The 24375-nt window shown below is 63.1% G+C and carries 31 protein-coding genes and 2 tRNA genes; 20 read left to right on the top strand and 13 right to left on the bottom strand.

Annotated features, from left to right (window positions below):
- Window positions 1–22 precede the first annotated feature (22 nt).
- Complete coding sequence (locus NKJ11_RS05400) at window positions 23–532, bottom strand: Lrp/AsnC family transcriptional regulator (protein WP_196815338.1); 510 nt, start codon at window positions 530–532, stop codon at window positions 23–25.
- A gap of 75 nt (window positions 533–607) precedes the next feature.
- Between NKJ11_RS05400 and NKJ11_RS05395 the strand changes: the two genes are divergently transcribed.
- The 10 genes from NKJ11_RS05395 (at window position 608) to NKJ11_RS05350 (ending at window position 9633) form a co-directional block, all read left to right on the top strand.
- Window positions 608–1816, top strand: coding sequence for a diaminopropionate ammonia-lyase (locus NKJ11_RS05395; RefSeq protein WP_352792846.1), 1209 nt, complete (start codon window positions 608–610; stop codon window positions 1814–1816).
- A complete protein-coding gene (locus tag NKJ11_RS05390) occupies window positions 1813–3033 on the top strand; it encodes a Zn-dependent hydrolase (protein ID WP_128305359.1) in 1221 nt (406 codons plus the stop codon). The genes NKJ11_RS05395 and NKJ11_RS05390 overlap by 4 nt, the downstream gene beginning before the upstream one ends.
- 18 nt (window positions 3034–3051) lie before the next feature.
- A complete protein-coding gene (locus tag NKJ11_RS05385; protein ID WP_352792844.1) occupies window positions 3052–4224 on the top strand; it encodes a M20 aminoacylase family protein in 1173 nt (390 codons plus the stop codon).
- A gap of 487 nt (window positions 4225–4711) precedes the next feature.
- On the top strand, window positions 4712–4885 hold the full coding sequence (locus NKJ11_RS05380; RefSeq protein ID WP_023812604.1) for a hypothetical protein: 174 nt from the start codon (window positions 4712–4714) through the stop codon (window positions 4883–4885).
- A gap of 88 nt (window positions 4886–4973) precedes the next feature.
- Window positions 4974–7067, top strand: a complete 2094-nt coding sequence (locus NKJ11_RS05375; protein WP_352792842.1) for an ATP-dependent helicase — start codon at window positions 4974–4976, stop codon at window positions 7065–7067.
- Between the two features lie 19 nt (window positions 7068–7086).
- On the top strand, window positions 7087–7866 hold the full coding sequence (gene dapB, locus NKJ11_RS05370; protein WP_352792841.1) for a 4-hydroxy-tetrahydrodipicolinate reductase: 780 nt from the start codon (window positions 7087–7089) through the stop codon (window positions 7864–7866).
- A 390-nt stretch (window positions 7867–8256) separates the two neighbouring features.
- Window positions 8257–8460 carry a DUF680 domain-containing protein gene (locus NKJ11_RS05365; RefSeq protein WP_352792839.1) on the top strand — a complete coding sequence of 68 codons (204 nt, stop codon included), beginning with the start codon at window positions 8257–8259 and terminating at the stop codon, window positions 8458–8460.
- A 47-nt stretch (window positions 8461–8507) separates the two neighbouring features.
- The gene (locus NKJ11_RS05360; protein WP_128305364.1) at window positions 8508–8711 is read left to right on the top strand and encodes a DUF680 domain-containing protein; all 204 of its coding nucleotides are present in this window, start codon (window positions 8508–8510) and stop codon (window positions 8709–8711) included.
- Between the two features lie 47 nt (window positions 8712–8758).
- Window positions 8759–8986 (top strand): DUF680 domain-containing protein, encoded by a 228-nt coding sequence (locus tag NKJ11_RS05355; protein WP_023812599.1) that lies wholly within the window; start codon window positions 8759–8761, stop codon window positions 8984–8986.
- Window positions 8987–9399: 413 nt separating this feature from the next.
- Window positions 9400–9633, top strand: a complete 234-nt coding sequence (locus tag NKJ11_RS05350) for a DUF680 domain-containing protein (protein WP_352792837.1) — start codon at window positions 9400–9402, stop codon at window positions 9631–9633.
- 51 nt (window positions 9634–9684) lie between these two features.
- On the opposite strand, the gene NKJ11_RS05345 is transcribed toward NKJ11_RS05350, so the two are convergent.
- From NKJ11_RS05345 to purM, 3 genes are all read right to left on the bottom strand, one after another.
- Window positions 9685–10215, bottom strand: a complete 531-nt coding sequence (locus tag NKJ11_RS05345; RefSeq protein ID WP_352792835.1) for a SixA phosphatase family protein — start codon at window positions 10213–10215, stop codon at window positions 9685–9687.
- A gap of 195 nt (window positions 10216–10410) precedes the next feature.
- The gene (purN, locus tag NKJ11_RS05340; RefSeq protein ID WP_352792833.1) at window positions 10411–11124 is read right to left on the bottom strand and encodes a phosphoribosylglycinamide formyltransferase; all 714 of its coding nucleotides are present in this window, start codon (window positions 11122–11124) and stop codon (window positions 10411–10413) included.
- The gene (gene purM, locus NKJ11_RS05335) at window positions 11121–12200 is read right to left on the bottom strand and encodes a phosphoribosylformylglycinamidine cyclo-ligase (RefSeq protein WP_352555341.1); all 1080 of its coding nucleotides are present in this window, start codon (window positions 12198–12200) and stop codon (window positions 11121–11123) included. Before purM ends, purN begins: the two co-directional genes overlap by 4 nt.
- Window positions 12201–12439: 239 nt before the next feature.
- Here purM and NKJ11_RS05330 point away from each other — a divergent pair, with 239 nt between their 5' ends.
- From NKJ11_RS05330 to hdaA, 3 genes are read left to right on the top strand one after another with little or no spacing between them, the layout of a single operon-like run.
- Window positions 12440–12997 (top strand): CDP-alcohol phosphatidyltransferase family protein, encoded by a 558-nt coding sequence (locus NKJ11_RS05330; RefSeq protein WP_127289150.1) that lies wholly within the window; start codon window positions 12440–12442, stop codon window positions 12995–12997.
- Window positions 12969–14171 (top strand): AI-2E family transporter, encoded by a 1203-nt coding sequence (locus NKJ11_RS05325; RefSeq protein ID WP_352792832.1) that lies wholly within the window; start codon window positions 12969–12971, stop codon window positions 14169–14171. Before NKJ11_RS05330 ends, NKJ11_RS05325 begins: the two co-directional genes overlap by 29 nt.
- 1 nt (window position 14172) lies before the next feature.
- Window positions 14173–14877, top strand: coding sequence for a DnaA regulatory inactivator HdaA (hdaA, locus tag NKJ11_RS05320; protein ID WP_128305366.1), 705 nt, complete (start codon window positions 14173–14175; stop codon window positions 14875–14877).
- Window positions 14878–14892: 15 nt separating this feature from the next.
- Here the strand turns inward: hdaA and NKJ11_RS05315 are convergent, their stop codons facing one another.
- Both NKJ11_RS05315 and NKJ11_RS05310 read right to left on the bottom strand, forming a co-directional pair.
- Window positions 14893–15174, bottom strand: coding sequence for a hypothetical protein (locus tag NKJ11_RS05315; protein WP_128305367.1), 282 nt, complete (start codon window positions 15172–15174; stop codon window positions 14893–14895).
- Between the two features lie 101 nt (window positions 15175–15275).
- Window positions 15276–15352: transfer RNA gene (locus tag NKJ11_RS05310), tRNA-Pro, on the bottom strand.
- Window positions 15353–15492: 140 nt separating this feature from the next.
- Here NKJ11_RS05310 and NKJ11_RS05305 point away from each other — a divergent pair.
- Complete coding sequence (locus tag NKJ11_RS05305) at window positions 15493–15798, top strand: ETC complex I subunit (RefSeq protein WP_023812590.1); 306 nt, start codon at window positions 15493–15495, stop codon at window positions 15796–15798.
- A 47-nt stretch (window positions 15799–15845) separates the two neighbouring features.
- Window positions 15846–15922 (top strand) — tRNA-Arg (locus tag NKJ11_RS05300).
- Window positions 15923–16009: 87 nt separating this feature from the next.
- On the opposite strand, the gene NKJ11_RS05295 is transcribed toward NKJ11_RS05300, so the two are convergent.
- From NKJ11_RS05295 to NKJ11_RS05285, 3 genes are read right to left on the bottom strand one after another with little or no spacing between them, the layout of a single operon-like run.
- Window positions 16010–16291 carry a hypothetical protein gene (locus NKJ11_RS05295; RefSeq protein WP_023812589.1) on the bottom strand — a complete coding sequence of 94 codons (282 nt, stop codon included), beginning with the start codon at window positions 16289–16291 and terminating at the stop codon, window positions 16010–16012.
- Between the two features lie 39 nt (window positions 16292–16330).
- Window positions 16331–16612, bottom strand: coding sequence for a helix-turn-helix domain-containing protein (locus NKJ11_RS05290; protein WP_031213538.1), 282 nt, complete (start codon window positions 16610–16612; stop codon window positions 16331–16333).
- A 4-nt stretch (window positions 16613–16616) separates the two neighbouring features.
- The gene (locus tag NKJ11_RS05285; protein WP_245490282.1) at window positions 16617–16895 is read right to left on the bottom strand and encodes a hypothetical protein; all 279 of its coding nucleotides are present in this window, start codon (window positions 16893–16895) and stop codon (window positions 16617–16619) included.
- A gap of 308 nt (window positions 16896–17203) precedes the next feature.
- Between NKJ11_RS05285 and NKJ11_RS05280 the strand changes: the two genes are divergently transcribed.
- From NKJ11_RS05280 to NKJ11_RS05265, 4 genes are all read left to right on the top strand, one after another.
- A complete protein-coding gene (locus NKJ11_RS05280; RefSeq protein ID WP_023814103.1) occupies window positions 17204–17425 on the top strand; it encodes a hypothetical protein in 222 nt (73 codons plus the stop codon).
- Between the two features lie 238 nt (window positions 17426–17663).
- Entirely contained in the window at window positions 17664–18452 is a 789-nt protein-coding gene (locus NKJ11_RS05275; protein WP_352773928.1) for a GGDEF domain-containing protein, read from the top strand.
- A gap of 288 nt (window positions 18453–18740) precedes the next feature.
- Window positions 18741–19703 (top strand): glycosyltransferase family 4 protein, encoded by a 963-nt coding sequence (locus NKJ11_RS05270; RefSeq protein ID WP_352792829.1) that lies wholly within the window; start codon window positions 18741–18743, stop codon window positions 19701–19703.
- Window positions 19704–19851: 148 nt separating this feature from the next.
- Window positions 19852–21078, top strand: a complete 1227-nt coding sequence (locus tag NKJ11_RS05265; protein WP_352792828.1) for an anion transporter — start codon at window positions 19852–19854, stop codon at window positions 21076–21078.
- A gap of 76 nt (window positions 21079–21154) precedes the next feature.
- Here the strand turns inward: NKJ11_RS05265 and NKJ11_RS05260 are convergent, their stop codons facing one another.
- Complete coding sequence (locus tag NKJ11_RS05260) at window positions 21155–21742, bottom strand: TetR/AcrR family transcriptional regulator (RefSeq protein WP_352611860.1); 588 nt, start codon at window positions 21740–21742, stop codon at window positions 21155–21157.
- An 87-nt stretch (window positions 21743–21829) separates the two neighbouring features.
- On the opposite strand from NKJ11_RS05260, the gene NKJ11_RS05255 reads away from it, so the two are divergent.
- Window positions 21830–22711, top strand: a complete 882-nt coding sequence (locus NKJ11_RS05255) for a crotonase/enoyl-CoA hydratase family protein (protein ID WP_352555358.1) — start codon at window positions 21830–21832, stop codon at window positions 22709–22711.
- Here NKJ11_RS05255 and NKJ11_RS05250 read toward each other — a convergent pair.
- The 3 genes from NKJ11_RS05250 to NKJ11_RS05240 form a co-directional block, all read right to left on the bottom strand.
- Window positions 22672–22980, bottom strand: coding sequence for a cupredoxin domain-containing protein (locus NKJ11_RS05250; protein ID WP_352555360.1), 309 nt, complete (start codon window positions 22978–22980; stop codon window positions 22672–22674). The genes NKJ11_RS05255 and NKJ11_RS05250 overlap by 40 nt on opposite strands.
- 11 nt (window positions 22981–22991) lie before the next feature.
- Entirely contained in the window at window positions 22992–23516 is a 525-nt protein-coding gene (locus NKJ11_RS05245; protein ID WP_352555362.1) for a DUF4142 domain-containing protein, read from the bottom strand.
- A 117-nt stretch (window positions 23517–23633) separates the two neighbouring features.
- Window positions 23634–24308, bottom strand: coding sequence for an RNA polymerase sigma factor (locus tag NKJ11_RS05240; protein WP_127289128.1), 675 nt, complete (start codon window positions 24306–24308; stop codon window positions 23634–23636).
- Window positions 24309–24375: the final 67 nt, after the last annotated feature.

Raw genomic sequence — 24375 nt, 5'->3', positions numbered from 1 at the left:
GAGCCTGCCATGCCTGCAACGCTCAGCCGGGCAAGGGCACCGTCAACCCGACCTTGACCCTGTCCATCGCAACAAACGTGCGGAACTTGCGGACATTGTTGCTGTCGAAGAACAGTTTTCGCGTCAGCGCTTCATAAGCGCCCATGTCGGCCACGGTGATGACCAGGATGAAATCGGCCTCGCCGGTGACATAGTAGCATTGCTGGATTTCAGGGGTCGCCGAGAATTGCCGCTTAGCCGCGTCGATCAGTTCGGCGCGTTCGCTCTCGAGTTCCACCTCGACGAAGATGGTGATCGGCTGGCCGACCGCCGCCGGCTCGATCACCGCGACATTGCCGGCGATGACGCCGGTCTGTTCCATGCGCTTGATGCGGCGCTGCACCGCCGGCGCCGACAGGTTCACAGCTTCGCCGATCAGCCGCTGCGGCGTCGTGTTGTCGCGCTGCAGGATGGCAAGGATGGCGAGATCGAAACTGTCGAGCGAGGGCGGGATTGCAGGCAATGAGATATTCCTGACGAAACAAATTTGCATTCGGGAGGCCATATTACAGCGCTCCTTGCGCCGATCCTGCAATATATTCTCGCTGAATGCCAAGGAGGCCTGCCAGTGTTCCTGCTCAACCGCAATGCTTTGCATCGCCTGCCACTCGATCCAACCGATGCCGAAACTCTTGGCGTGGCCGGCGCCGACACGGTCGAGCGTTTTCTCAGCCATCGCGACAATCACCTGATGACGCCGCTGCATGCGCTGCCGGCGCTCGCCGCCGAATTCGGACTTGGCGCCGTCCACATCAAGGATGAGGGCTTTCGCCTCGGCCTCGGCAGCTTCAAGGCGCTTGGCGGCGCCTATGCCGTCTTCCGGCTGGTGCTGGAGGAGGCAGGCAGCCGGCTTGGTCGCCCTGTCGACGTGGCCGATCTCGATCGCTCTGATGTGCGGGCCGTCGCCGCGGCGATGACATTTGCCTGTGCGACCGACGGCAACCATGGCCGCTCCGTCGCGCAAGGCGCGCAACTCCTCGGTGCGCGGGCGGCGATCTTCGTCCACGCCGGCGTCAGCGAGGAGCGCATCGCCGCGATCGCCCGTTATGGCGCCGAGATGATCCGCGTTGACGGCAACTATGATGATTCGGTCAGGCAAGCTGCCCAGGTTTCGGCCGAGAAGGGCTGGACCGTTGTGTCCGACACCTCGTGGCCCGGTTATGAACGGATTCCTGGCCTGGTCATGCAGGGCTATACGGCGATCGTGCGCGAAGCCTTGCGTCAGCTCTCTCGGACGCCAACCCACGTCTTCGTGCAGGCTGGTGTCGGTGGCATTGCCGCCGCGGTCGCCGGTCATCTCGCCATCGTGCTCGGTGACGCCAAACCGACCTTCATCGTGGTCGAGCCGGCGCGTGCCGCCTGTGTTTGTGCAGCCGCCCAGGCCGGGCGCCCGGTCAAGGTCGCGCATGGCCGGCCGACGGTGATGGCCATGCTCGAATGCTACGAGGCCTCTCCGGTCGCCTGGCGGGTGCTGGCGCGCGCCGCCGATGCCTTCATGACGGTGGATGAGGCCGACGCCGTCGCGGTGATGCGGCGGCTGGCCCGGCCGGACGCCGGGGATCCGGTGATCGTCGCCGGCGAAAGCGGCGGTGTTGGTCTTGCCGGGCTGATCCGGGCGATGGCCGATAACCCGACCGAGCTTGGACTGGACGGCAAATCGCGGGTGCTGGTGATCAACACCGAAGGTGCCACCGACCCGCATCGCTATGCCGAGCTGGTTGGCATGAGCCCGGCCGATGTGCTGGAAGGCAAGATGAAAGCCGAGGCAACGGCATGACCGCGATCGATGCACAGCGCCTGCTTGGCCGTATCCGCGAACTCGGTGCCGTCGGTCGCGACGGCGAGGGCAGGCTGATCCGGCTGGCCGCCTCCGACACCGACAAGCAGGGCCGCGATCTCTTCGTCGGCTGGCTGCGGCAGGCAGGGCTCGATGTCGCCATCGACCGGGTCGGCAATATTTTCGGCATCTGGCAAAGCCCGGACAGGGAGCAGGCGCCGCTGCTCATCGGCTCGCACATCGACACTGTCATCGATGCGGGCATCTATGACGGCTGTTATGGCGTGCTTGCCGGGCTGGAGGTGATCGAGACGCTCAAGGCATCAGGCTTTTCGCCGTCGCGTCCGGTCGCGGTCGCCGCTTTCACCAATGAAGAGGGCGTGCGCTACACCCCCGACATGATGGGCTCGCTGGTCCATGCCGGCGGCATCGATGCCGAAACGGTGCTGGCCGCTGTCGGCACCGACGGCAGCGTGCTGGGCCAGGAGCTCGCCCGCATCGGCTATGCCGGCGACCGGGAACCCGGGTTCCTCAAACCGCATGCTTATCTCGAACTGCATATCGAACAGGGGCCGGTGCTGGAGCGTGAAAGCGTGCCGATCGGCGCGGTGGAGAATCTGCAAGGCATCTCCTGGCAGCGTATCACCATCGACGGCGTCGCCAATCATGCCGGCACCACGCCGATGTCGATGCGCAACGATGCCGGCCATGCCGCCGCCCGGACCATCACCTTCCTGCTCGACCGGATCAAAGCCTCGAACGCGCCGACGGTGGCGACCGTGGGTACGATCCGCTTCGAGCCGAATGCCATCAACGTCATTTCTTCACGCGCCGTCTTCACCATCGATCTGCGCGATCCCGACGAACAACGCCTGCAGGCGGAGGAGGCGGCGCTTGCCGCCTATCTCGAGCAGCTTGCCACCGAGAACCTGACGGTTTCGGTCGAGCAGCTGGCCCGCTTCGAGCCGGTGATCTTCGACCTTCGCATCGTCGAGCTGATCGAGGCCGCCGCGAAGAACCGTGGCCTCGGCGTCCGGCGCATGACGTCCGGCGCCGGCCACGATGCACAGATGCTGGCGCGCATCGCCCCGGCAGCGATGATCTTCGTGCCGAGCACCGGCGGCATCAGCCACAGTCCGCGCGAGCACACCGATGACGCCGAGCTTGTTGCCGGTGCCAACATCCTGCTTGATGTGGCCGCGCAACTGGCAAAGTAGGTCAGGAGGGGCAGAAGAATGTCTGAACTGGATCGTGACGCGCTGAAGCAGGAGATGATTTTCTGGCGGCGCGATTTGCACGCTCACCCGGAATTCGGCTTCGAGGAGAAGCGCACCGCGGCCTTCGTCGCCGCCAAACTGCGTGAGTTCGGCCTCGACGATGTCACCGAAGGTGTCGGCGGCACCGGCGTCGTCGGCACGCTGAAGCGCGGCAGCGGCAACCGGGCGATTGCGCTCAGGGCCGACATGGATGCGTTGCGCATATCAGAGCAGTCGGACGCATCCTACCGTTCCTGCAACCCTGGCATCATGCATGCCTGCGGCCATGACGGCCACACAACCATGCTGCTCGGCGCGGCAAAGCTGCTGGCAGAGCAGGGCGGTTTCGACGGCACCGTGCGCTTCGTCTTCCAGCCAGCCGAGGAATGGGGCAGGGGCGCGCTCGCCATGCTCGACGATGGGCTGATGCAGCGCTTTCCCTTCGACGAGATCTTCGGCCTGCACAACATGCCCGGCCTGCCGATCGGGCATTTCGAGACCCGTGCCGGCCCCATAATGTCGGCCGAGGATATCTTCGAGATCGTGCTTAAAGGGCTCGGCGGTCATGCCGCGCGACCGCATGCGGGCAACGAGACGCTGGTCGCCGCCTGCGCGCTGGTCACCAATCTGCAGACCATCGTCTCGCGCCGGCTGAGCCCGGCCGACATATCGGTGGTTTCGGTGACCGAGCTGATCACCGACGGCACCCGCAACGCTCTGCCCGGCCTTGCCCGCATCCTCGGCGATGCGCGCAGCTTCCGGCCCGAGGTCAGCGCCGAGATCGAGCGGCAAATGCGCATCATCGCCGAGGGCATCGCCGTCGCCTACAATGTCACCGCCGAGGTCAAGTACAGCAGGGAGTTCGTGCCGCTGCGCAACGATGCCGAACTGGTCGATGCGGCATTTGCCGCCGCAAGGCACGTCTTCGAACCCGGCAACATCGCCGTCGCCCGCGAGCCGATGACCGCCTCCGAGGATTTCGCCCGCTTCCTCGACCATGTGCCGGGTTGCTTCGTCTTCCTCGGCAATGGCGAGGCTTCCGCGCCGTTGCACAATTCCAGCTACGACTTCAACGATGAGGGGCTGTTGTTCGGCACGAATTTCCATGTCGCCGTGGTCAGGCAAAGGCTGAGTGGCGAGGCGGGAAGATGATCGAGTTTTGATCCCCAGGCCGCGCTCGCCGCTAGCCCAAACACCACCGCTATTGCCAACCAGCTCCGGAGTTTATTGAGATTGCGGGGATGATGGTCAAGACAAGCTTGTGACGGACCGGCGACCGATAGGGCCGTGCGCATCGGTACGTTTTTAACAAAGATAATCCCCCAATGACGCAGGGGAAAGACTCAGCTAGCCTCACCTGTGCGGCGGACCTCATTATCCGCTTGGCCGGCGCTTCATTCCTCCTCCCAAGCGGCGCCGGCCTTCTTCCCCAAAAGCCTGTCCGGGACGCCACAGCGGCATGCGGCAGTGCACGAGCCCCGCAAACGCCAAGTTCCGCCTCCGGTGCTCCGAGAATGCATCGGGAAAGCGCTGGCGAAACCCATAGCCGTCCTCCATCTTCGACTGCGCGCGTGGACGATTGGCAAGGGAACCAAAGGCGGTTTCCCCGGTTGGTTCTGCTCCAAAGGAGTGTTGCACCATGTTCCGTCTGCTCGTCGTCGGCGCCTTCGCCTATGTCACCTATCGTATCGCCAGGAAGATGGTCGAAAACGTGCCCGATACGGTCGACCCGCTGCTGTTGCCGCCATCGCAATATGATCGCGAGACCTTGCGGCGGCAGTCGGCCGACATGGGTGTCGATCCGCAACGCTAAGACACGGACGTCACGCTTCGGCCTGTCGAGCACGAGGCCAGCCTCGCATCGACGTTGCGAACAAAGCAGAAACGATGCTTGATGGGCGATGAACCTCGCCACTGCTGATTCGACCTTTCGGGACCCGACCGTCCAGCCTGCCTATCTCGCCCGGCTCAACGATGCCCAGCGCCAGGCAGTCGAGCACGGCGACGGCCAAATAGCCGGTCCGCTGCTGGTCATTGCCGGCGCGGGTTCGGGCAAGACCAACACGCTGGCTCACCGCGTCGCCCATTTGGTCGTCAAGGGGGCCGACCCGCGCCGCATCCTGCTGATGACTTTCTCGCGCCGCGCCGCGTCCGAAATGGCCAGGCGCGTCGAGCGTATCGCCGGCGAAGTGCTCGGCCGCGATGCAGCTGTCATCACCGATGCGCTGACCTGGGCGGGAACCTTTCACGGCATCGGCGCGCGGCTGCTTCGCGACTATGCGCTGGAGATCGGCCTCGACCCTGCCTTCACCATCCATGATCGCGAGGATTCCGCCGACCTGATGAACCTGGTCCGCCACGAACTCGGCTTCTCGAAGACGGAAGCGCGCTTCCCCACCAAGGGAACCTGCCTTGCCATCTATTCGCGCGCCGTCAACGCACAGGCGCCGCTCAACGAGGTCTTGGGTTCTGCCTTTCCCTGGTGCGCCGGCTGGGCGGAGCAACTGAAAGAACTGTTCGCCGGTTATGTCGAGGCCAAGCAGGCACAGAACGTGCTCGATTACGACGATTTGCTGCTCTACTGGGCGCAGATGGCGGCGGAGCCCGAGATAGCAGCGCATCTGGGCAGGCGTTTCGACCATGTGCTGGTCGATGAATACCAGGACACCAACCGCTTGCAGGCTTCGATCCTGATGGCACTGAAACCCGACGGCGCCGGGCTGACGGTCGTGGGCGACGATGCACAGTCGATCTATTCGTTCCGTGCCGCCGAGGTGCGCAACATCCTCGACTTCCCCAACCAGTTCGCGCAAGCCGCCGACGTCGTGATGCTGGAGCGCAATTACCGCTCCACCGAAACCATCCTGGCGGCCGCCAATGCGGTGATCGGCAAAGCCTCGGAGCGCTTCACCAAAAACCTGTGGTCGGAGCGCAAGTCGACCGACAGGCCAAAACTGGTGAGCGTGCGCGACGAGGTCGAGCAGGCCAATTTCGTCTGCGATACCATCCTAGCCGAGCGCGAGGCCGGCACGGCACTGAAATCGCAGGCGGTGCTGTTTCGCGCCTCGCACCACAGCGGCCCGCTGGAGATCGAGCTGACGCGGCGCAATATTCCCTTCGTCAAGTTCGGCGGGCTGAAATTCCTCGATGCAGCCCATGTCAAGGACGTGCTGGCGGTGCTGCGCTTCGCCGAGAACCCGCGCGACCGCGTCGCCGGCTTCCGCGTGCTGCAGCTGATGCCAGGCATCGGCCCTTCGGCTGCCGCGCAGATCGTCGAGACCATGACGACGGCGCTGGACGAGGCCATGGGGCTGGCCGGCTGGCGTCCGCCGCAACGCGCGGCGGATGACTGGCCGGGCTTTGTCTCGCTCTATTCCGGCCTGCGCGCCGGCGCCAAATGGCCGGCCGACCTCGAACAGGTCAGGCTGTGGTATGAGCCGCATCTGGAGCGCATCCACGAAGATGCGACGACGCGGCGCGCCGATCTCTTGCAACTTGAGCAGATCGGTTCGGGCTATGCTTCGCGCCAACGCTTCCTGACAGAATTGACGCTCGATCCGCCCGACGCCACCAGTGACCAGGCCGGGCCGCCGCATCGCGACGAGGACTATCTGATCCTGTCGACCATCCATTCGGCCAAGGGCCAGGAATGGAAGAACGTCTTCGTGCTCAACACGGTCGACGGCTGTATCCCGGCCGATCTCGGCGTCGGCACCAAGGAAGACATCGAGGAGGAGCGCCGGCTGCTCTACGTGGCGATGACGCGGGCCAAGGACAATCTCAACCTGGTCATGCCGCAACGCTTCTTTCCGCACGGCCAGGCGGCGCGCGGCGACCGCCATCTCTATGCCTCGCGCACCCGCTTCATCCCCGCTTCGATTCTCGCTGCGTTCCAGCAGGTATCATGGCCGAGCGCGCAGGCGGCACAGGGCAGGGCGGCCCGGCCGGAGGTGCGCGTCGACATCGGCGCGCGCATGCGCGGCATGTGGAAATAAACAGCCGCGGGATAGCGCCATGTCGAAACCACCGGTCAGGGTCGCCATCGCGGGTGCGCTGGGCCGCATGGGCCGCGAGATGGCGGCCGCCGTGCAGGGCGACGCGTGGCTGGCGCTCGCCGCCCGCTTCCACCGGCCGGGCAGTATCGGCGAAGGGCTGGTGAGCCGCGACGAGGCGCTTGCCGTGGCCGACGTGGTCATCGACTTCACCACGCCGGCTGCCTCGGCTGATCTGGCCAGCATTTGCGCCGAGCGCGGCGGGCCGGCCCTGGTCATCGGCTCAACGGGCTTCGATGCTGATGAATCGGCTGCTATCGCCGACGCCGCGAAAACAATTGCCATCGTGCGCTCCGGCAGCTTTTCGCTCGGGCTCAACATGTTGATCGGGCTGGTCGAGCAGGCGGCACGGGCACTCGATCCCGATGACTGGGACGTGGAAATTGTCGAGGCGCATCATCGCCACAAGGTCGATGCGCCATCGGGGACGGCGTTGATGCTGGGGTCTGCCGCAGCCGGCGGACGCAGCATCGACCTGGACACGGTCGCAAGGCGTGCACGCGACGGCGTCATGGGCTCGCGGCCGACCGGCGAGATCGGCTTTGCGGTACTGCGTGGCGGCAGCATCGTCGGCGAACACAGCGTCAGCTTCTGCGCCGAGGGCGAGACCTTGACCTTGTCGCATGCAGCCGGCGACCGCATCATGTTCGCCCGCGGCGCCGTCGCCGCCGCACTCTGGGCGGCTGGACGTCCGCCCGGCGAATATGACATGCGCGACGTGCTGGGCATGACCGGCCTATAGCGGCCGGTTTGTCGTCCCGGTTGGACGTACGCACCCATATCTCGTCCAGCTCCGCACCGTAAAAAAGCTGGAGGGGTCAGGTCTCTTCAAACCGAACCGTTCGGTTCGATTTCCGTTGACGGACCGTATAGCAGATGGTGAACGCTGGCTTGGTTGTCGGCCTCGCATGGTGGGAGAAGAATCTCACTAACAATTTGATTTCGAACAATAAAATTATGACCGCCGAGGCCCTGTGCCAAATTTCAAGGTCCGAATTCGGGCCGCGGGGGAACACCTTCGTGATTGGTATCCGCGGCAGGGCAAGCCCATCTCGGGGTGGTCCGAGCGACGCGAAATTCCTCCCAAGGGCACGCCACTAGACGGACATGACAAATACCTGGAGTAAATAAAATGACCAAGATCGCTCTTACCGTCGCCGCCATCCTCGTTGCCACGGGCACTGCTTTTGCCGGCAGCGACAACTATGGCTCGGCCAACGCCAATCAGCCTGCCGTCACTGTCGACCATTCGGTCACCGCTTCGACCTCGAAGGTGACACCGACCGTCCAGGCCCCCGCTTCGCAGGGCGCTGACCGCAATCTCTTCGGCCGCTAATCGCGACTGCCGATATCAACCCAATCTTGAATTCAGGAGTAAATAAAATGACCAAGATCGCTCTTACCGCCGCCGCCATCCTCGTCGCCACGGGCACTGCTTTTGCCGGCAGCGACAACTATGGCTCGGCCAACGCCAATCAGCCTGCCGTCACTGTCGACCATTCAGTCACCGCTTCGGTCTCGAAGTCGACGCAGACCGTCCAGGCCCCCGCTTCGCAGGGCGCTGACCGCAATCTCTTCGGTCGCTAATCGCGACTGCCGCTATCAACCCAATCTTGAATTCAGGAGTAAATAAAATGACCAAGATCGCACTCACCGCCGCCGCCATCCTCGTTGCCACGGGCACCGCTTTTGCCGGCAGCGACAATTACGGCTCTTACAATGCCAACCAGCCGGTTGCGAACCAGTCCGTGTCCAACATCGACACCACGCACACCGGCTCGATCCCGAAGTCCGTGAAGACGCAGGGTGATGCCAATGCCAACGTGCCGGCTCAGTCGGGCCAGGGCATCTGGGGTCGTTGATTTTCTGAAGTCTGCGACCACAAAGAGCGGTGGGCTTTGCCCGCCGCTCTTGTTTTTTATGCATGAGCAGGACTTCGGCCGACGGCGCCAGTGTCGGGCGCCGATCGTAAATCGAACCAATTGGTTCAATTTATGTTGACGAATCGTGAACGGATGGCGAGCGCTGGCTCGACGAACCGCCGCACCATGCGTCAGGTATTCCCCCTTATAAGTGTTTGAGATCAATTGATAAAACAGGGTGAGCTCAACACCTTGGCCCACGTTCGAGGTCCGGATTTCGCGCGTGAGGGAACGTCTTCGTGATTGGAAGCCGGCGCACGAAAAACCCAGATCGAGGCTGTCCGAGCGACGCGAAATTCCTCCCAAGGGCACGCCACTGGACGGACAGGAACAGGAATACCGGAGTAAATAAAATGACCAGGATCGCTCTTACCGCCGCCGCCATCCTCGTTGCCACGGGCACCGCTTTTGCCGGCAGCGACAACTATGGTTCGGACAATGTCAATCAGCCGGCCGTCACCTCGCACGCGCTTAATGTCGACCACAGCTACACGGCTTCGACCCACAGGCTGGTCAAGCACCGCGACCTCACGCCGACGCCCGATTCGGTCCAGCCGGAATCCGGCCAGGGCAACTGGGGAAACTGACGGCTCAAGCGGGCGTGCGGTGGGCTTGGCCTGCCGCACCTGCCATCGACACTAGCCCAGGTCCTTCGGCCGCAGGCCCAGATCCTTCGGCCGCAGGCAATGTGTCAGCCGGGCAGGGGACACGACGGACCAATCGCCTTCGAAGATCACCCGGGCGAGAGCTGCCGTCGGGAATTTCTCCTCAAGTCTCCTGAGCGCCTCGGCGTCTGACCCCGGCCCGGCAAGCTGTCTGGCCACAAGTTCCAGGCCCGGATTGTGGCCAATTACCAGCAAGCTGCCGCTTGAAGCGTCGGTTTGACCAATCTGGCTCAGAATGTCCGCCGCTGAAGCATCGTACAGCGCCTTGACGAATGCGATCCGGGGTGGCACGGGCAGCTCCGCCGCCACCAGCCGCCAGGTGTCGCGGCTGCGCAGTGCCGCCGACACCAGCGCCAGGTCCGGCAGCCAGCCGCGCGCTGCAAGCTCGCGCCCCATCAAGCACGCCGCCTTAACCCCGCGTTCGGCCAAAGGCCGGTCGAAATCATCGAGATCAGGGTCGTCCCAGCTCGATTTGGCGTGACGGAGAAGAAGTAGTTGTCTCATCGATGTCGGTCAGGACCAGGGAGACTGGTCAGACGAGTGCGGGCCTTTTGTTTGATCGCTTCAATGTCGAAGGGATCTAACGGGCCGCTTTCCAATCCTTCCAGCCAAGCTCTGCGCAGCCGGTCCGTTTCGGCCTGGCACCGAGTCTGATTTGGCGGTTCCAGGCTAAGTGCCGTTGTCATTCCCGATCTAGGTTCAAGGCGTGATGCGCGCCAGATGTTCGAGGTCGGTTTCTTCGCGCAGCGGGTCGGGGGCCATCACCACCGAAGTGCCGTTGTCGGCATCGTCGGCAAAGTGGGCAAGCACGGTGCGGCCGGCCTCCATGCGCGCCTTGCCTTCGGCGACCAGTCCCAATGCCAGCGGATAGAGCCGGTGCTCGGCCTTCAGCACGCGGGCTGCCAAAGTATCGGCGGTGTCGCCGACCATCACCGGCACGGCTGCCTGCGCGATGATCGGACCGTCATCCATCTCGGAGGTTACGAAGTGCACGGTGCAGCCATGGATGCGGATGCCGGCGGCCAGTGCGCGCGCATGGGTGTCGAGCCCCTTGAAAGCGGGCAGCAGGGCAGGGTGGATGTTGATCATGCGGCCCTGCCATCTCTGGACGAAGCCGGGGGTGAGGATGCGCATGTAGCCGGCCAGCGCCACGATCTCGGCGTTGAAGGCCGCGAGCGCCGCGTCTATTGCCGCGTCATGCGCCTGCTTGCTGCCATGGTCGGCACGCGAGACGATCTGCGTGGCGACGCCGCGCGCCCTGGCGATGCCGAGCCCGGCGGCATCCGCCTTGTCGGAAATGACACCGACGATCTCGGCCGGGAACGCCGGGTCGCTGGCCGCGGCAATCAGCGCGGTCATGTTGGAGCCGCGTCCCGAGATCAGGACGACGGTGCGTTTCCTCTGCGCGCTCATAGGCCGATCGAGCCCCGATAGATGACTCCGGCGTCGCGGCGCGGCACGATGCGGCCGATCGGCGTCACCGTCTCGCCGGCCTCCTGCAGCACGGCGGCGACCTGTGCTGCCTGGCCGGATGCGACTGCCAGAATCATGCCGATGCCGCAATTGAAGGTGCGCATCATCTCTTCCGGCGCCACGCCGCCGGTCTTGGCCAGCCACGAAAACACGGCAGGAACGTCGATCGCCTCGAGGTCGAGTTCGGCCGAAAAATCCTTGGGCAGCACGCGCGGGATGTTTTCCGGGAAGCCGCCGCCGGTGATGTGGGCGAGCGCCTTGATACCATGCGTGTTGCGGATCGCCTTGAGAATCGACTTGACGTAGATGCGGGTCGGCTCGAGCAGCGCCTCGGCCAGCGTGGCCTCGTCGGCGAACGGCGCCGGATCGCTCCACGACAGACCGCTGACGGCGACGATGCGGCGCACCAGCGAAAATCCGTTCGAATGCAGGCCCGAGGAAGCCAGGCCCAGGAGCACATCGCCTTCGACGATGTCGTCGGTGGGCAAGAGCTGGCCGCGTTCGGCTGCGCCCACCGCAAAGCCGGCAAGGTCGTAGTCGTTGCCGTGATACATGCCGGGCATTTCGGCCGTTTCGCCGCCGATCAGCGCGCAGCCGGCCTGGCGGCAGCCCTCGGCAATGCCGCCGACGATCGCGGCACCCTGGTCGGGATCGAGCTTGCCGGTGGCGAAATAGTCGAGGAAGAACAGCGGTTCGGCACCTTGCACGACGATGTCGTTGACGCACATGGCGACGAGGTCGATGCCGATTGTGTCGTGCTTGCCGGCATCGATGGCGATCTTGAGCTTGGTGCCGACGCCGTCATTGGCCGCCACCAGCACCGGGTCGGTAAAGCCCGCGGCCTTGAGGTCGAACAGGCCTCCGAAACCGCCGATCTCACCATCGGCGCCCGGCCGGCGCGTCGCGCGCACCAGTGGCTTGATCTTCTCGACCATGAGATTGCCCGCGTCGATATCGACACCGGCCTCGGCATAGGTGAGCCCGTTCTTGCGCTTGTTCACGTCGCGCTTGCTCATTTCTGGTGCCCGTTCAACAATTTTCCTTGTCGCGGGCTCTTCGCATGAACGGTTTCTGTCCGCAAGGATAACGGCCATCTCGGCCTACAAAACCGTGGACAGCGCGCGCGTATAGGCGCTCGTGATTGGCGAAAGCCAAGCTGAAAGCCGCTCTCCCGTGCGGGAGATCGGCAGCTTCTCCCTTGTTGCCACCCGCCATCTTCATCATCTATCTCCGACCAAGAGGAGGTGCCAAGCATTTGACCATCCCCAACCTGATCACCATCCTGCGCCTTGTCCTGGTGCCGGCGGTGGTGCTGGCGATGCTGCAGGCGCGCTGGGACTGGGCTTTTGCCGGGTTCCTCGTCGCCGGTATTTCCGACGGCGTCGACGGGTTCATCGCCCGCCGTTTCAACCAGCAATCCACCCTCGGCGCCTATCTCGACCCGGTGGCCGACAAGCTGCTGCTGGTTTCGGTGTTCGTTGTCATGAGCTTCATCGGGCAATTGCCCCTGTGGCTTGTCGTCATCATGGTGTCGCGCGACGCGTTGATCGTCTGCGCGGTGGTGTTGTCCGCCGTCATGACCCATCCGGTCGAGATGAAACCGTTGTTCGTGTCGAAGGCCAACACCGCGATCCAGATCGTGCTGGCCGCGCTTGTGCTGGGAGAACTTGCCCTTGCCGTTCATCTCGACCCGCTGAGGTCAGTTCTCATATTGCTGTCCGGGGTCTTGACCGTGGCTTCGGCCGCAGCCTATCTCGTGACTTGGCTGAGGCACATGAGCGGCTATGGCGAAGGCTCCACTCCGGACATCTGAGACAGAAGCGGCAGCGATCGAGGCCGCGGCCGCCGACACCGCCGCGTCCGCGACCTTTCGCCGCCAGATCTTCTTCTGGCTGGCCGGCGCCGCGCTGCTGGCGCTTTTCCTCTATGTTTTCAGCGCCATCCTGCTGCCCTTCGTCGCCGGCATGGTGCTTGCCTATTTCCTCGATCCCGTTGCCGACCGGCTGCAGCGGCTCGGCCTGTCCCGTTTCATGGCGACGGTGGTCATCCTCATCTCCTTCCTCATCGTGCTGGTCCTGGCCTTCGTCATCCTCATTCCGGTTCTGGCCACGCAGATGGCGGATTTCGCCGGCAAATTGCCGGAATATCTGACCCGGCTGCAAAGCCTGATCACCTCGTTCGATCCGAAATGGCTGGAACAGAAGTTCGGCGTCAACGCCAATAGCTTGCGCGACGGGCTGAATTCGCTGCTGACCTCGGGCTTCGGCCTGATCACCACCGTCTTCACCTCGCTGTGGAGTTCCGGCATGGCGCTGGTCTCGGTGGTCAGCCTGTTCGTGGTGACGCCGGTGGTCGCCTTCTACATGCTTCTCGACTGGGACCGCATGGTGGCGGTCATCGACGGTTGGGTGCCGCGCGACAACGTCCAGACCGTGCGCGCCATCGCGCGTGACATCAACACCGCAACAGCCGGCTTCGTGCGCGGCCAGGGCACGCTGTGCCTGGTGCTGGGCGCCATTTATGCCACCGGGCTGACGCTGACCGGGCTGAATTTCGGCATCCTCATCGGCCTGTTCGCCGGGCTGATTTCCTTCATCCCTTATGTCGGCTCGCTGACCGGGCTGGTGCTGGCCGTCGGCGTCGCCTTCGTCCAGTTCTGGCCGGACTGGACGATGATCGTCGCCGTCGCGGTCGTGTTCTTCATCGGTCAGTTCATCGAGGGCAACATCCTGCAGCCGCGGCTGGTCGGCAAAAGCGTCGGCCTGCACCCGGTATGGCTGATGTTTTCGCTTTTTGCCTTCGGTGCGCTGTTCGGCTTCGTCGGCTTGTTGATCGCGGTGCCGGCTTCTGCGGCCGTCGCCGTGCTGGTGCGGTTCGCCATTGCCCGCTATCTCGAATCGCCGCTCTACAAGGGCCGCGGCGCGGCACCTGTGCCGCAGCTTCCGGCCGATCGCGGCGGCGGCCACCGCACGCAACCGCGTCGCTGAAGTGACTGCCCAGCCAACCGACCCGCCACGCCAGTTGCCGCTCGATCTCGGCCATGGCACCGGCTATTCGCGCGACGAACTCGTCGTCTCCGGCACCAACAACCAGGCGGTGGCGCTGGTCGACCGCTGGCCGGACTGGCCATCGCCGGTCGTGGTGCTGGCCGGTCCCGCGGGTTCGGGCAAGACGCATCTGGCCTCGATCTGGCGCGCGCGTGCCGATGCGGTGGCGGTCGACGCCAGGCGCATCGGCGACAGCATTGCCAATCTCGGCGCGCGGCCGGCACTGATCGACGATGTCGATACCGGCGCGGTCGATGAACAGAGCCTGTTCCATCTGATCAATGCGGTGCGTGGTGCCGGGTCGACGCTGCTCCTGACGGCGCGCCGCTTCCCGTCCGCCTGGGGCATCACGCTGCCTGATCTCGCCTCACGGCTGAAAGCGGCGGCGACAGTGGAAATTCATGAGCCCGACGATCTCCTGCTCGCCGGCGTCATCACAAAACTCTTCGCCGACCGTCAGATCGAGGTCGAACCGCATGTCGTACAGTATCTGGTCCGCCGTATCGAGCGCTCGCTGGCGACAGCGATGCGCGTGGTGGAGCGGCTCGACCGGACCGCGCTCGAACGCAAGACCTCGATCACCAGGGCGCTGGCAGCCGAAACCGTCAACGCCATGGACGAAGGGCAGGGCGAATTCGAGATTTAGCCTGAGAGGCCAGTCTCAGAGCCACATTCTGGCGAAATGACGGACCGCGAGGTAGACGGCAGAGTGAGCGGCGATATAGCCGGCGGCGACCAGCACAAACATTCCGATACTGACACGCCAGGAGCGGGAGACGACGGCGCCTGGGGCCTGCCTCGCCTGTCTGCGGCTTTCACGGTTGTTCCACATCGCCAGTGCGGCGCAGGCAATTGCCCACGTCACCATGAACGGAGCGGTGATACCGGCATAGGCAAAGTAGGCCGGTCCGAAAAGCGACACCCAGGCATCGATTCCAAGCATCTGAATCCCCTGTTGCCGAACCGGCCCGCGGCCGCCGGATGCACGACCGGAGCCGGAGCAAGTGAGCATATGGCTGCGCCGGGCATTGGGCTGTGAGGGGATGGTCGGAGTGGAGAGATTCGAACTCCCGACCCTCTGGTCCCAAACCAGATGCGCTACCAGGCTGCGCTACACTCCGAACGGTCTGTTGCCTATTCATTTCGGTGGTGCATGGCAAGTGCAAAAACCCGCGAGAGCAAAAACCTTGCCGCCGTGCGCATTGCGCAGTAATGACGGGCGAAGGGTGGCGATGCTGCCTTGCACAAGAACGAGGTGGCCATGTCCGCGCGCATTTTCAGCCCAGCCAAAACCGCGATGCAGTCCGGCAAGGCCAAGACCGGCCACTGGGTGCTGGAATTCGATCCCGAGACGCGCAAGAAGATCGATCCGCTGATGGGCTATACGACGTCGGCAGACATGAGAAGCCAGATCAGGCTTAGCTTCGACACGCGGGAAGAGGCGGTGGCCTACGCCGAAAAGCAAGGGCTCGCTTTCCGCGTCGAAGAGCCGAAAGAGACCAAGCGCCGCCAGATTTCCTATGCGGAGAATTTCCGCTATGACCGCAGGACGCCCTGGACGCATTGAACGGCGCCCAGCGCCAGAATATCCAGCCGGTCCAAAGGCCGGCCAGCGGTCCCGTAGCTCAGCTGGATAGAGCACCGGCCTTCTAAGCCGATGGTCACAGGTTCGAATCCTGTCGGGATCGCCAAAGCCTTTCGGGTCCATTCCGGACACATAGGTCGCGGTTTATACCAGAGACATGGGCTTTCAGAGAGCGTCACCAGGCCTCGTGCGCTCAAACCGCCGCCGCCAGAAGCAGCGTTACCCCCAGGACCGTCGACGCATAGATCGTGGCTAGAAGCACGATCGGGCGAGGATATTCGGCGGGTGTCGCGAGGCCGGCAAAGTGGGGATTTCGAAATGTTTCGGTGCCGGGCGACGGGCCGTCGGCGGCAGCGGGAGTGTTGTCATTGCAAGCGAGTAGAGAAAGACGCTGGGCAATATCGGCGGCGATCAGAGGATCGTCCGCCACCAATTTCGACCAGTCCGAAACAATGCCGATTTCACCTTTGAACATCGCGCGCCTCCCGTTTGGGATCTAACAGCGATATCTAATTTATGTTCCGCCGATAGTTTGACGAGGCGGACCGCTCTTGGTCCTTGCAACCTTCTGATCGATGAAAACCACGCCCGCTGCCTCCAACCCTCGACGGATGGCAGCCAGCTTGGCCGAACTCGGAATCCTTCGTCCGCTCTCGAAACTGCCGATCGTTCCTTCGCTAAGGCCGCACTTCGCGGCGAGTCGCACCTGCGACCATTTCAGCATCGCTCGTGCGGCTCTGCACTGCTGGGACGTAAGGGGCTGGATCCCTGAGACGGTGGAGCTTCGCGTGTTCACATCCTCAGATCCCTTCGCTTCGGCGGGAGGTGGCTTTGCACCAGGTGCACCTTGTCCAGACCCACGGTGACCATTGTCCGAACGACACCGTGACCTTGTCGCCCTCGATCTGCGTAACGTCGCCGGATAATTCCATCGGCTGGCCCTCGGTCAGCTTGGTCGCTGGACCAATGACCGAATGCGGAAAATTGTAACCGGGGATCGACACGCTGACGCGGTCTTCCGTGACGCGCTTCAGCACCGTCGCCATGACCGCCACTTCGTCGCCGACCTTTATTGCCATGCTTCTGATTCTGGGGCGGCATCCGGCTGGCGTCAAGGATTAGCTATGCCTTATATAGCAAGTCACGGAATCACCTCTTTCCATCCAGGAACGCCACGACAGCGGTAAATACCGCAAGCTGTTCAGCTCTATCATGGTGATGAGGGGATTTAGCGTGGCCGGGCAGTCGGCTGGGGCCAGCGTATTATTTCGTTACTCTGCCTTTTCGGAACCTTCCCGCGCACGGCGCGTTCGGCCCGCTGTATTCGCGGACCCTCATATAAAAGTGGACAGGCGGGAGGCAAACAAGGGTGGGGAGGAGTGTTGCCATGTCGAAGCGAGAAATAGGCATATCTTCGGCTCTGGATCGGCGCATCGCCGACCTCAAGGCCAGGATGCAGGACGCCCGGATCACGGAATATGAAATGAAGACCTTTCAAAAAGTGGCTTCAGCCATGGGAGGCGACGGAGGCTCCCTGCGCCTCGATGCCGACGACCTGATCGCGGCATCCTTTGTCGTCGATGCGCTGAGTGAGCCGACGCTCAACTGACGACGAGCGGTCTGGCTTCGCGCGCCGTTTTGCCCTTGCTCGGCCGGCAGTTGGCCCACGCCTTCAAGCTCTGAAACAGGATGGCTGCTTTCCAGCGGCCGTCTTGTAGCGTCTGTCGCAAGTCATCGACAGGGCCGGCGGGTTGGTTCCGCCGCCCGATATCGAATTGGAGGGAAAGTCTTATCAATTTGTTGGGGTTGGTGCGTCATAGTAGCGACGGCTAACGGAGTTGAACGCGATGAAGCTCGATCTGTCGCCGACGAGCTGGGGCAGGGTGATCGCTGTCACGGCAGTCGGTACGGCATTCTTCATTGCCGTGGCGTTCTTCGTCGATTCCTTCAACTTTCCCTATCTTTCGCCCGAGGCTCTGTGGCGGGCACAGATGACCGACCTGATGCTGCCTTTGGTGCTGGGTGGTTCGTTTCTGTTTTTCCTGATGTGGAAGATTCGCCAGCTGGCCATCGCGCAGCGCGACCTCAGCGTCATCGCCGCGACCGACAGCCTGACGGCGGTGCTGAACCGTGGCGCCTTCTCGATGCTGGTCGAAGCCTATCTCGAGCAGACCCGAAAGCAGGAGCAAACCCGTTCGGGCGCGCTGCTGATCATCGACGCCGACCACTTCAAGTCGATCAATGACCGCCTGGGCCATGACTGCGGCGATCAGGCGCTCAAACTGATAGCGCAGGCGATCAAGGGGCAACTTCGTGGGGGCGATATCGTCGGCCGCATCGGTGGCGAAGAATTCGGCGTGTTTCTGCCCGGCGTGGATCCCTCGCAATCCTGGGTGGTTGCCGAAAGCATCCGCCGGCGTATCAGGGAGATGGAATTCTCACCCGGCGGCAGGCCTTGTCCGCTTTCCGTCAGCATCGGCGGCACAAGCTTCACCGGCCCGATCACCTATGAGGAAATCTTCTCCGCTGCCGACAAAAGGCTTTACACGGCCAAGTCGAACGGACGCGATCAAGTCAGCTTCGATCCGGCCGGAACGTCTCCGGCGCCTGAGCCCGGGGTCGCCACCGTGCATTGATGGCAGAAACTTGCGGATGGCTGATCGGGAAGCTCTCGAAATCGACGCAGGCCGCTTTCTCGACGCTTCAATGCTTACAGTCGCCGGGATGCGATCTTTACGGATAGCATGCCGGCTCGATAGGCCATGGACTGCAACCGCTTACCGGTATACTTCCCCGCATTGGCGATGTTTCATTGTCGGCAGAAACGGTTCTCACTCCTGAGTTTCCAAGGGTTACGGCCGACGTGCGATCATGATTTTGACGCCGGCGAACAATGGCGGAAACGGTCAGGTAAGCACACGATTATGATCCATTTGTTCAACGGCTTTCAGGATCCTTTCGGTGGCAGTGACCTCAAGACCTTGGAACTCTATCGGCTGTTGAGCGCCGATTCGGAGGTGCGCCTTTGGGCTGCGTCATCGCGGGCTTCAGGTGAATTAATGCGGCAATTCCCGATACGTCGTATTTCCCCGCTTACGCGAAAAGTTCCGGATGGCGGCACTTACGTTTTTCTCGGAGCGCATTGGCGCAACAAGGTGTGGCCTTACCTGATCCCGCGGCCGCGCCGGCTGATTTACGACTTCAACACCCTTCATCCGAAGGTTCTCAACCTCACCACGCGCATGCCTCGGAGCTTGGGATGGCCCGCCGCCGAGATAGTGCTTGTTTCCGACTTTCAGAAGCGATTGCTCCAAATCGACGGCACCGTGCACCCCTCTCCGATCGAGATCGAACGTTTTTCAACACGGCGTCTGGATTCGGATCGTCCGTTCACCGTCGGACGCTTGAGCCGCGATGGGCCGGGCAAACATCATCCCGATGACATACCCCTTTACGAGACATTGCTGGCCGAAGGTACAGCCTTGCGGATTCAGGGAGGGACAGGGCTCAAGGGCAGCCTCATGCCGCATCCGCAACTCGAGCTGTTGCCACCCGGCCAATTTTCCGCCGAAGAGTTTCTGCAGACGCTCGACGTGTTTTATTATCGCACCGGTTGGCATGTCGAAACCTTCGGTCGCGTCGTGTTCGAGGCGATGGCCTGCGGCTTGCCCGTGGTCTGCCATTCATATGGCGGTTATTCCGACCATATCAGGCATGGCGAAAACGGTTTTCTGTTCGAAACGACGCAACAGGCGGCACGAATCCTGGCCGATCTCAAAGCCGATCCGGCGCTGCGGGGTGCAGTCGGCCTCAAGGCACGGCAGACCGTCGAGCAGCTGTTTTCACCGCAGGCACTGCGGCAGCGGCTGGATTTCTATCTGCGTTAGCGGCACGCCATCCTTGGGCGGTGCTTGACGCAACAACATGCCTGGCTGTCTGTCATCGGTCTCGGCATCGCGCTAAAGCAGGCACGCAAAGCGGACCATTGGGGCTGACAGGCAGCGGCGCGCCACAGACTGGGCAGGACTTCTATCGATGACATTGATGGGCGCGGCGGCACTGCTGATCCTGATCCTGACTTACGCCGGTGTCGCCATCGGCCGCATCCCCGGCCTGCGCCTCGACCGGGCGGGGATCGCGCTTCTCGGCGGGGCCGCGACGATCGCAATCGGCGCGCTCAGCATGGAGGATGCCTACCGGGCGATCAATTTCGACACCATCACGCTTCTGCTCGGCATGATGATCGTGGTGGCGCATCTGAAAGTGTCGGGCGCCTTTCGCGGCCTTGGCGCCATCGCCATCGAGCACGCGCACGCGCCCTTCATGCTTTTGGTGATGGTGACGCTGCTGACCGGCGTGTTGTCCGCCTTCCTGGTCAACGACGCTATCTGCCTCGTCATGGCGCCGATCGTCGTCCACGTCACCCGCATCATCAAGCGCAACCCGATCCCCTATCTGATCGCCACCGCCACCGCGTCGAATTGCGGTAGCGTCGCCACCATCACCGGCAATCCGCAAAACATGGTCATCGGCTCGCTGTCGGGCATTTCCTATCCGGCCTTTTCGGCAGCGCTCGCTCCGGTCGCCCTGTTCGGCCTCGTCGCGGTCGTCATCATCATCCGTATCGTCTTCCGGGCCGAATTCGCCCGCACTGTCCAACTGACGCCCGAAGTCTCGCGTGGCCGCATGCACAAGGGGCAGGTGCTGAAGGCGGTGGTGGTCTGCATCGGACTGGCAATCGCCTTCTTCGCCGGCGTGCCCGTCGCCAAGGCCGCACTCATCGGCGGCGCCATCCTCTTGCTCACCCGGGCGATCAAGCCGGAACGCATCTACCGCGAGATCGACGGTCCGCTGCTGTTCATGTTCGCCGGTCTGTTCGTTGTGGTCGCCGGCGCCGAAAAGACGCTTCTTTCGCCCGACATGATCGCTTCGGCCAAGAACCTCGGGCTGGGCGACGTCTGGCGCCTGTCCGGTTTCACCGCGGTGCTCTCCAACATCATGAGCAATGTCCCGGCCGTGCTGGCGCTTCGACCCTTCATACCCGGCCTCGAAAATCCCGAGCGCGCCTGGCTGGTCGTCGCCATGAGTTCGACGCTGGCCGGCAATTTCACGCTGCTGGGTTCGGTCGCCAATCTGATCGTCGCCGAACAGGCACGGGCCGCCGGCACGACGCTGTCGTTCGGCGCTTTTTTCAAGGTCGGCTTGCCGCTGACGCTGATAACGCTGGCCGCCGGCACGGCATGGCTGGCGTTTGGGTTCTAATGCATGTCGCCCAAAAGTGGCCCCGATTTTGGGGCAACGATATGCATAAAACCAAAGGCTTAAAGCGCGTCGCGCTTTAGGCCTGGCTGCCTGAAATTCGCGCCCGCACAAGCGTTGCCGCGGCGCGGCCGGCGGCCTCGATGTAATCGGGGTTGCGGTGGATCAGCATGATCGAAAAGCAGCCGTCGATCAAAAGCACGATCTCGCGTGCCAAGGCAGGCGGCTCGCCGACGCTATGGTCCGACAAGGCGCCGGCCAGCCATGTTTCGAAATTCAGCTTGTGCCGCGCGCCGACCTTGACCGCCGGATGTCCGGGCATCGAGGCGAGTTCGGCGGCCGTGCGCAGGAAGCCGCATCCTTTCCATTTCGGGTGACGAGCGGACCTCGCCAGATTGGTGAAGATCGCCTCGACCTTGCGATCCGCGCCGCCTTCGGCAGCATCGAACCAGCCAGCCATCCGCTTCAGATTGGGTTGGTCGCGGCCATCGAGATAGGCGGCGATGAGGTCGTCCTTGCTCTTGAAATGGTAGTAGAGCGTGCGCTTGGTGAGACCCGCTTCCTCGGCGACGGCATCGACGCTGACGCGACCGATTCCTTCGGCATAGAAGAGCCTGGTCGCGGCATCGACAATGCGTTTGCGGGTAGGACTTTGCGTGTCAGGCATGAGCTTAGGTATACCGACTAGTGAATATACACAAGCGGAAAGAGGCATAGTCTTCCGGTCATCAGCATGATGAAGAAGGAAGAGCCAATGACCGATCTTGTCCTTAACGAAACCCGGGATGGGATTGCCATCCTCACCCTCAACCGGCCGGAGAAGCTGAACGCGTTGAACTATGCCCTGATCGATCGCCTGCTTGCGATCCTCGACGACATTGACGTCGATGACAGCGTCCGCGCAATCATTCTGACCGGAGCAGGGGAGCGGGCGTTTTCGGCCGGCGGCGACATTCATGAGTTCTCGGCCAGCGTGGCGGTCGGCGTCGATGTCGCGATGCGTGATTTCGTCATGCGCGGGCAACGGCTGACGGCAAGGCTGGAAGCGTTTCGCAAGCCCATCATCGCTGCCGTCAACGGCATTGCCTTTGGTGGCGGTTGCGAAATCACCGAGGCGGTGCCGCTGGCCATCGCCAGCGACCGCGCTTTGTTCGCCAAGCCGGAAATCAGCCTTGCAATGCCGCCGACCTTTGGCGGAACACAGCGTCTGCCGAGGCTCGCCGGGCGCAAGCGGGCGCTCGAACTGCTGTTGACCGGCGACTGGTTTGCGCCGCCGCGTGCGCTTGAGCTGGGTCTCGTCAACGAGGTTGTGCCGCATGCCGAGTTGATGCCGGCCGCAATCGGCTTGGCCAGGCGTATCCTGCGGCACTCCGATCTGGCGATCGCCAGCATCCTCACGGCAGTGGCGCGCGGCCTCAACCAGAGCATCGCCGAAGGCTTGGCTGTCGAGGCCGAGCAGTTCGCCCGCATGGCCCCGACCGCCGATCTGCGCGAAGGGCTGAATGCCTGGATTGCACGCCGCGAGCCGGGCTATGACGGCTCGTGGACGCATATCGCGCGCCCCGACGAGGCCAGGCGAGCCTCGTTGGCGCTGGATCAGGGCGCCACCACCAAACGGCCTTTCATGTTGGGGTGAAAGCGGCAGAAATAGTCGACCGGTCCCGCGGCCTTCAATGTCAGGCTTGCGGATTTCTTCGGCGGGATCATCACTTCCCAGCCGCCTTTCACGGTGGCCGTGTGGGCGAACACATCCTTGTTCACCCACTCGATCGTGTCGCCGACCTTGGCCTCGACGGTGGCTGGCGAGAACACCAGCCTGTCGATGATGACCTGGATGGTTTCTGCTCGCGCCGGAACGGTACCGACGGCCAGCGCCAACGCAATCCACAGATGGCGTTTCGGCATGCTCCGGGTCCTTACTTGAGCATGCCGGCGACGTGCTCGGCGTGCTGCTCATGGCCCTGGAAAATCTTCAGGCCGGTTTCCAGCAGGCTCTTCAGTTCGGCATTCTGCGCCGACGGGATCAAAAGGGTTTCGAGCGCGCCGTTGACCTGCTTGTGGTAGGCGACCTCATTGTCGACATAGGCCTTGTCGAAGGCAGCGCCGTCGAGTTTGGCAAGCTTGGCCCGCTCCTCCGCCGCAGCTTTGGTCAGCGCCTGGCTGGTGGCGTTGTCTTCCGGCGTGACCTTGAGCTTCTTCACCAGGTCGAGCGCCTGAACATTTACAGCCTCGTGATCCCGGACCATGTCCTTGGCGAAATCGACAACCTCCTTGTTCTTCGATTTCTCGATCGCCAGCTTGGCCGCTTCGACGTCGATGACCCCGGCCGTGTAGGCGATGTGGGCGATCTGCGGATCGGTCGGCTTGTCGGCGGCTTGTGCGAACGGGGACGCGCCAAGCAGCAGCAGGGCGGCGAGCGCGGCAGTGTGTCGGATAGACATGGCATCTCCTTCGTCCGGACGCTGAAAATCGCGCCGGACTGTGTTTTTCGGTTGACGGTCATTGGATGCTGGTCGGCGGCAAACGTTCCCGCCAAAATCAACTGAATCCGGTGAGGGTCAGCTTTCCAGCCCTAGCCGCCGCATCACTGCGCTAGTCAGTCGTTCGCAACGCCGGCCGGCGAAGGGGAAGGCATCGAGCAGCACCGGTCCGATCTGGTCGTCCAGCGCTTTGCGTACCAGGGCGCGCGCGCGGTGCAGCCTTGTCTTGACGGTTTGCGGCCGCACGCCGAGGAGATCGGCGGTCTCCTCGATGCTCAGCCCCTCGATCACCCGCGCCACGAACACCGTCCGGTAGACGTCGGGAAGGCTGTCGGTGGCCTGTTCGACCAGTTGGAGGATCTGCCTTTGCGCCATCGTCCGTTCCGGATCGTCGCTGGGGTTGAGAGGGAACCGGATGATCTCGGCTTGCGGATTTTCCGGCAGTGCCACCGTTCTGCGCCTTTTGCGCAGGCGGCCAAGCGCCTCGTTGATGACGATGCGCGACAGCCATGTGGCGAGCGAGGAGTCGCCGCGAAACGCATCGAGATGGGCGAAAGCCTTGACGTAGGCCTCCTGCACGATGTCCTCGGCCTCGCTGTCATTGCGCACGACGCCACGCGCGATCCGGTAGAGCCGCTGATTGTGTGTCTTGATGATGGTGCGGAAGGCATCGCCGTCGCGCGCCAAGGCGCGGCGCACAAGCTGCATCTCGCCTGGCACAGCAGAAGGCACGGCCGTCAAGACAGCAGGCATGGCCAGTTTCCTCAACCCAATCTCCGGACCGAACCTCGATTGAGAGATTGGACGCTGTCGCCGGCAA

The organism is Mesorhizobium sp. M0243, from assembly GCF_040321775.1.
GTDB lineage: Bacteria > Pseudomonadota > Alphaproteobacteria > Rhizobiales > Rhizobiaceae > Mesorhizobium.
The sequence above is the reverse complement of the archived record's forward strand: the minus strand, read 5'-3'. Positions and strand labels throughout refer to the sequence as shown.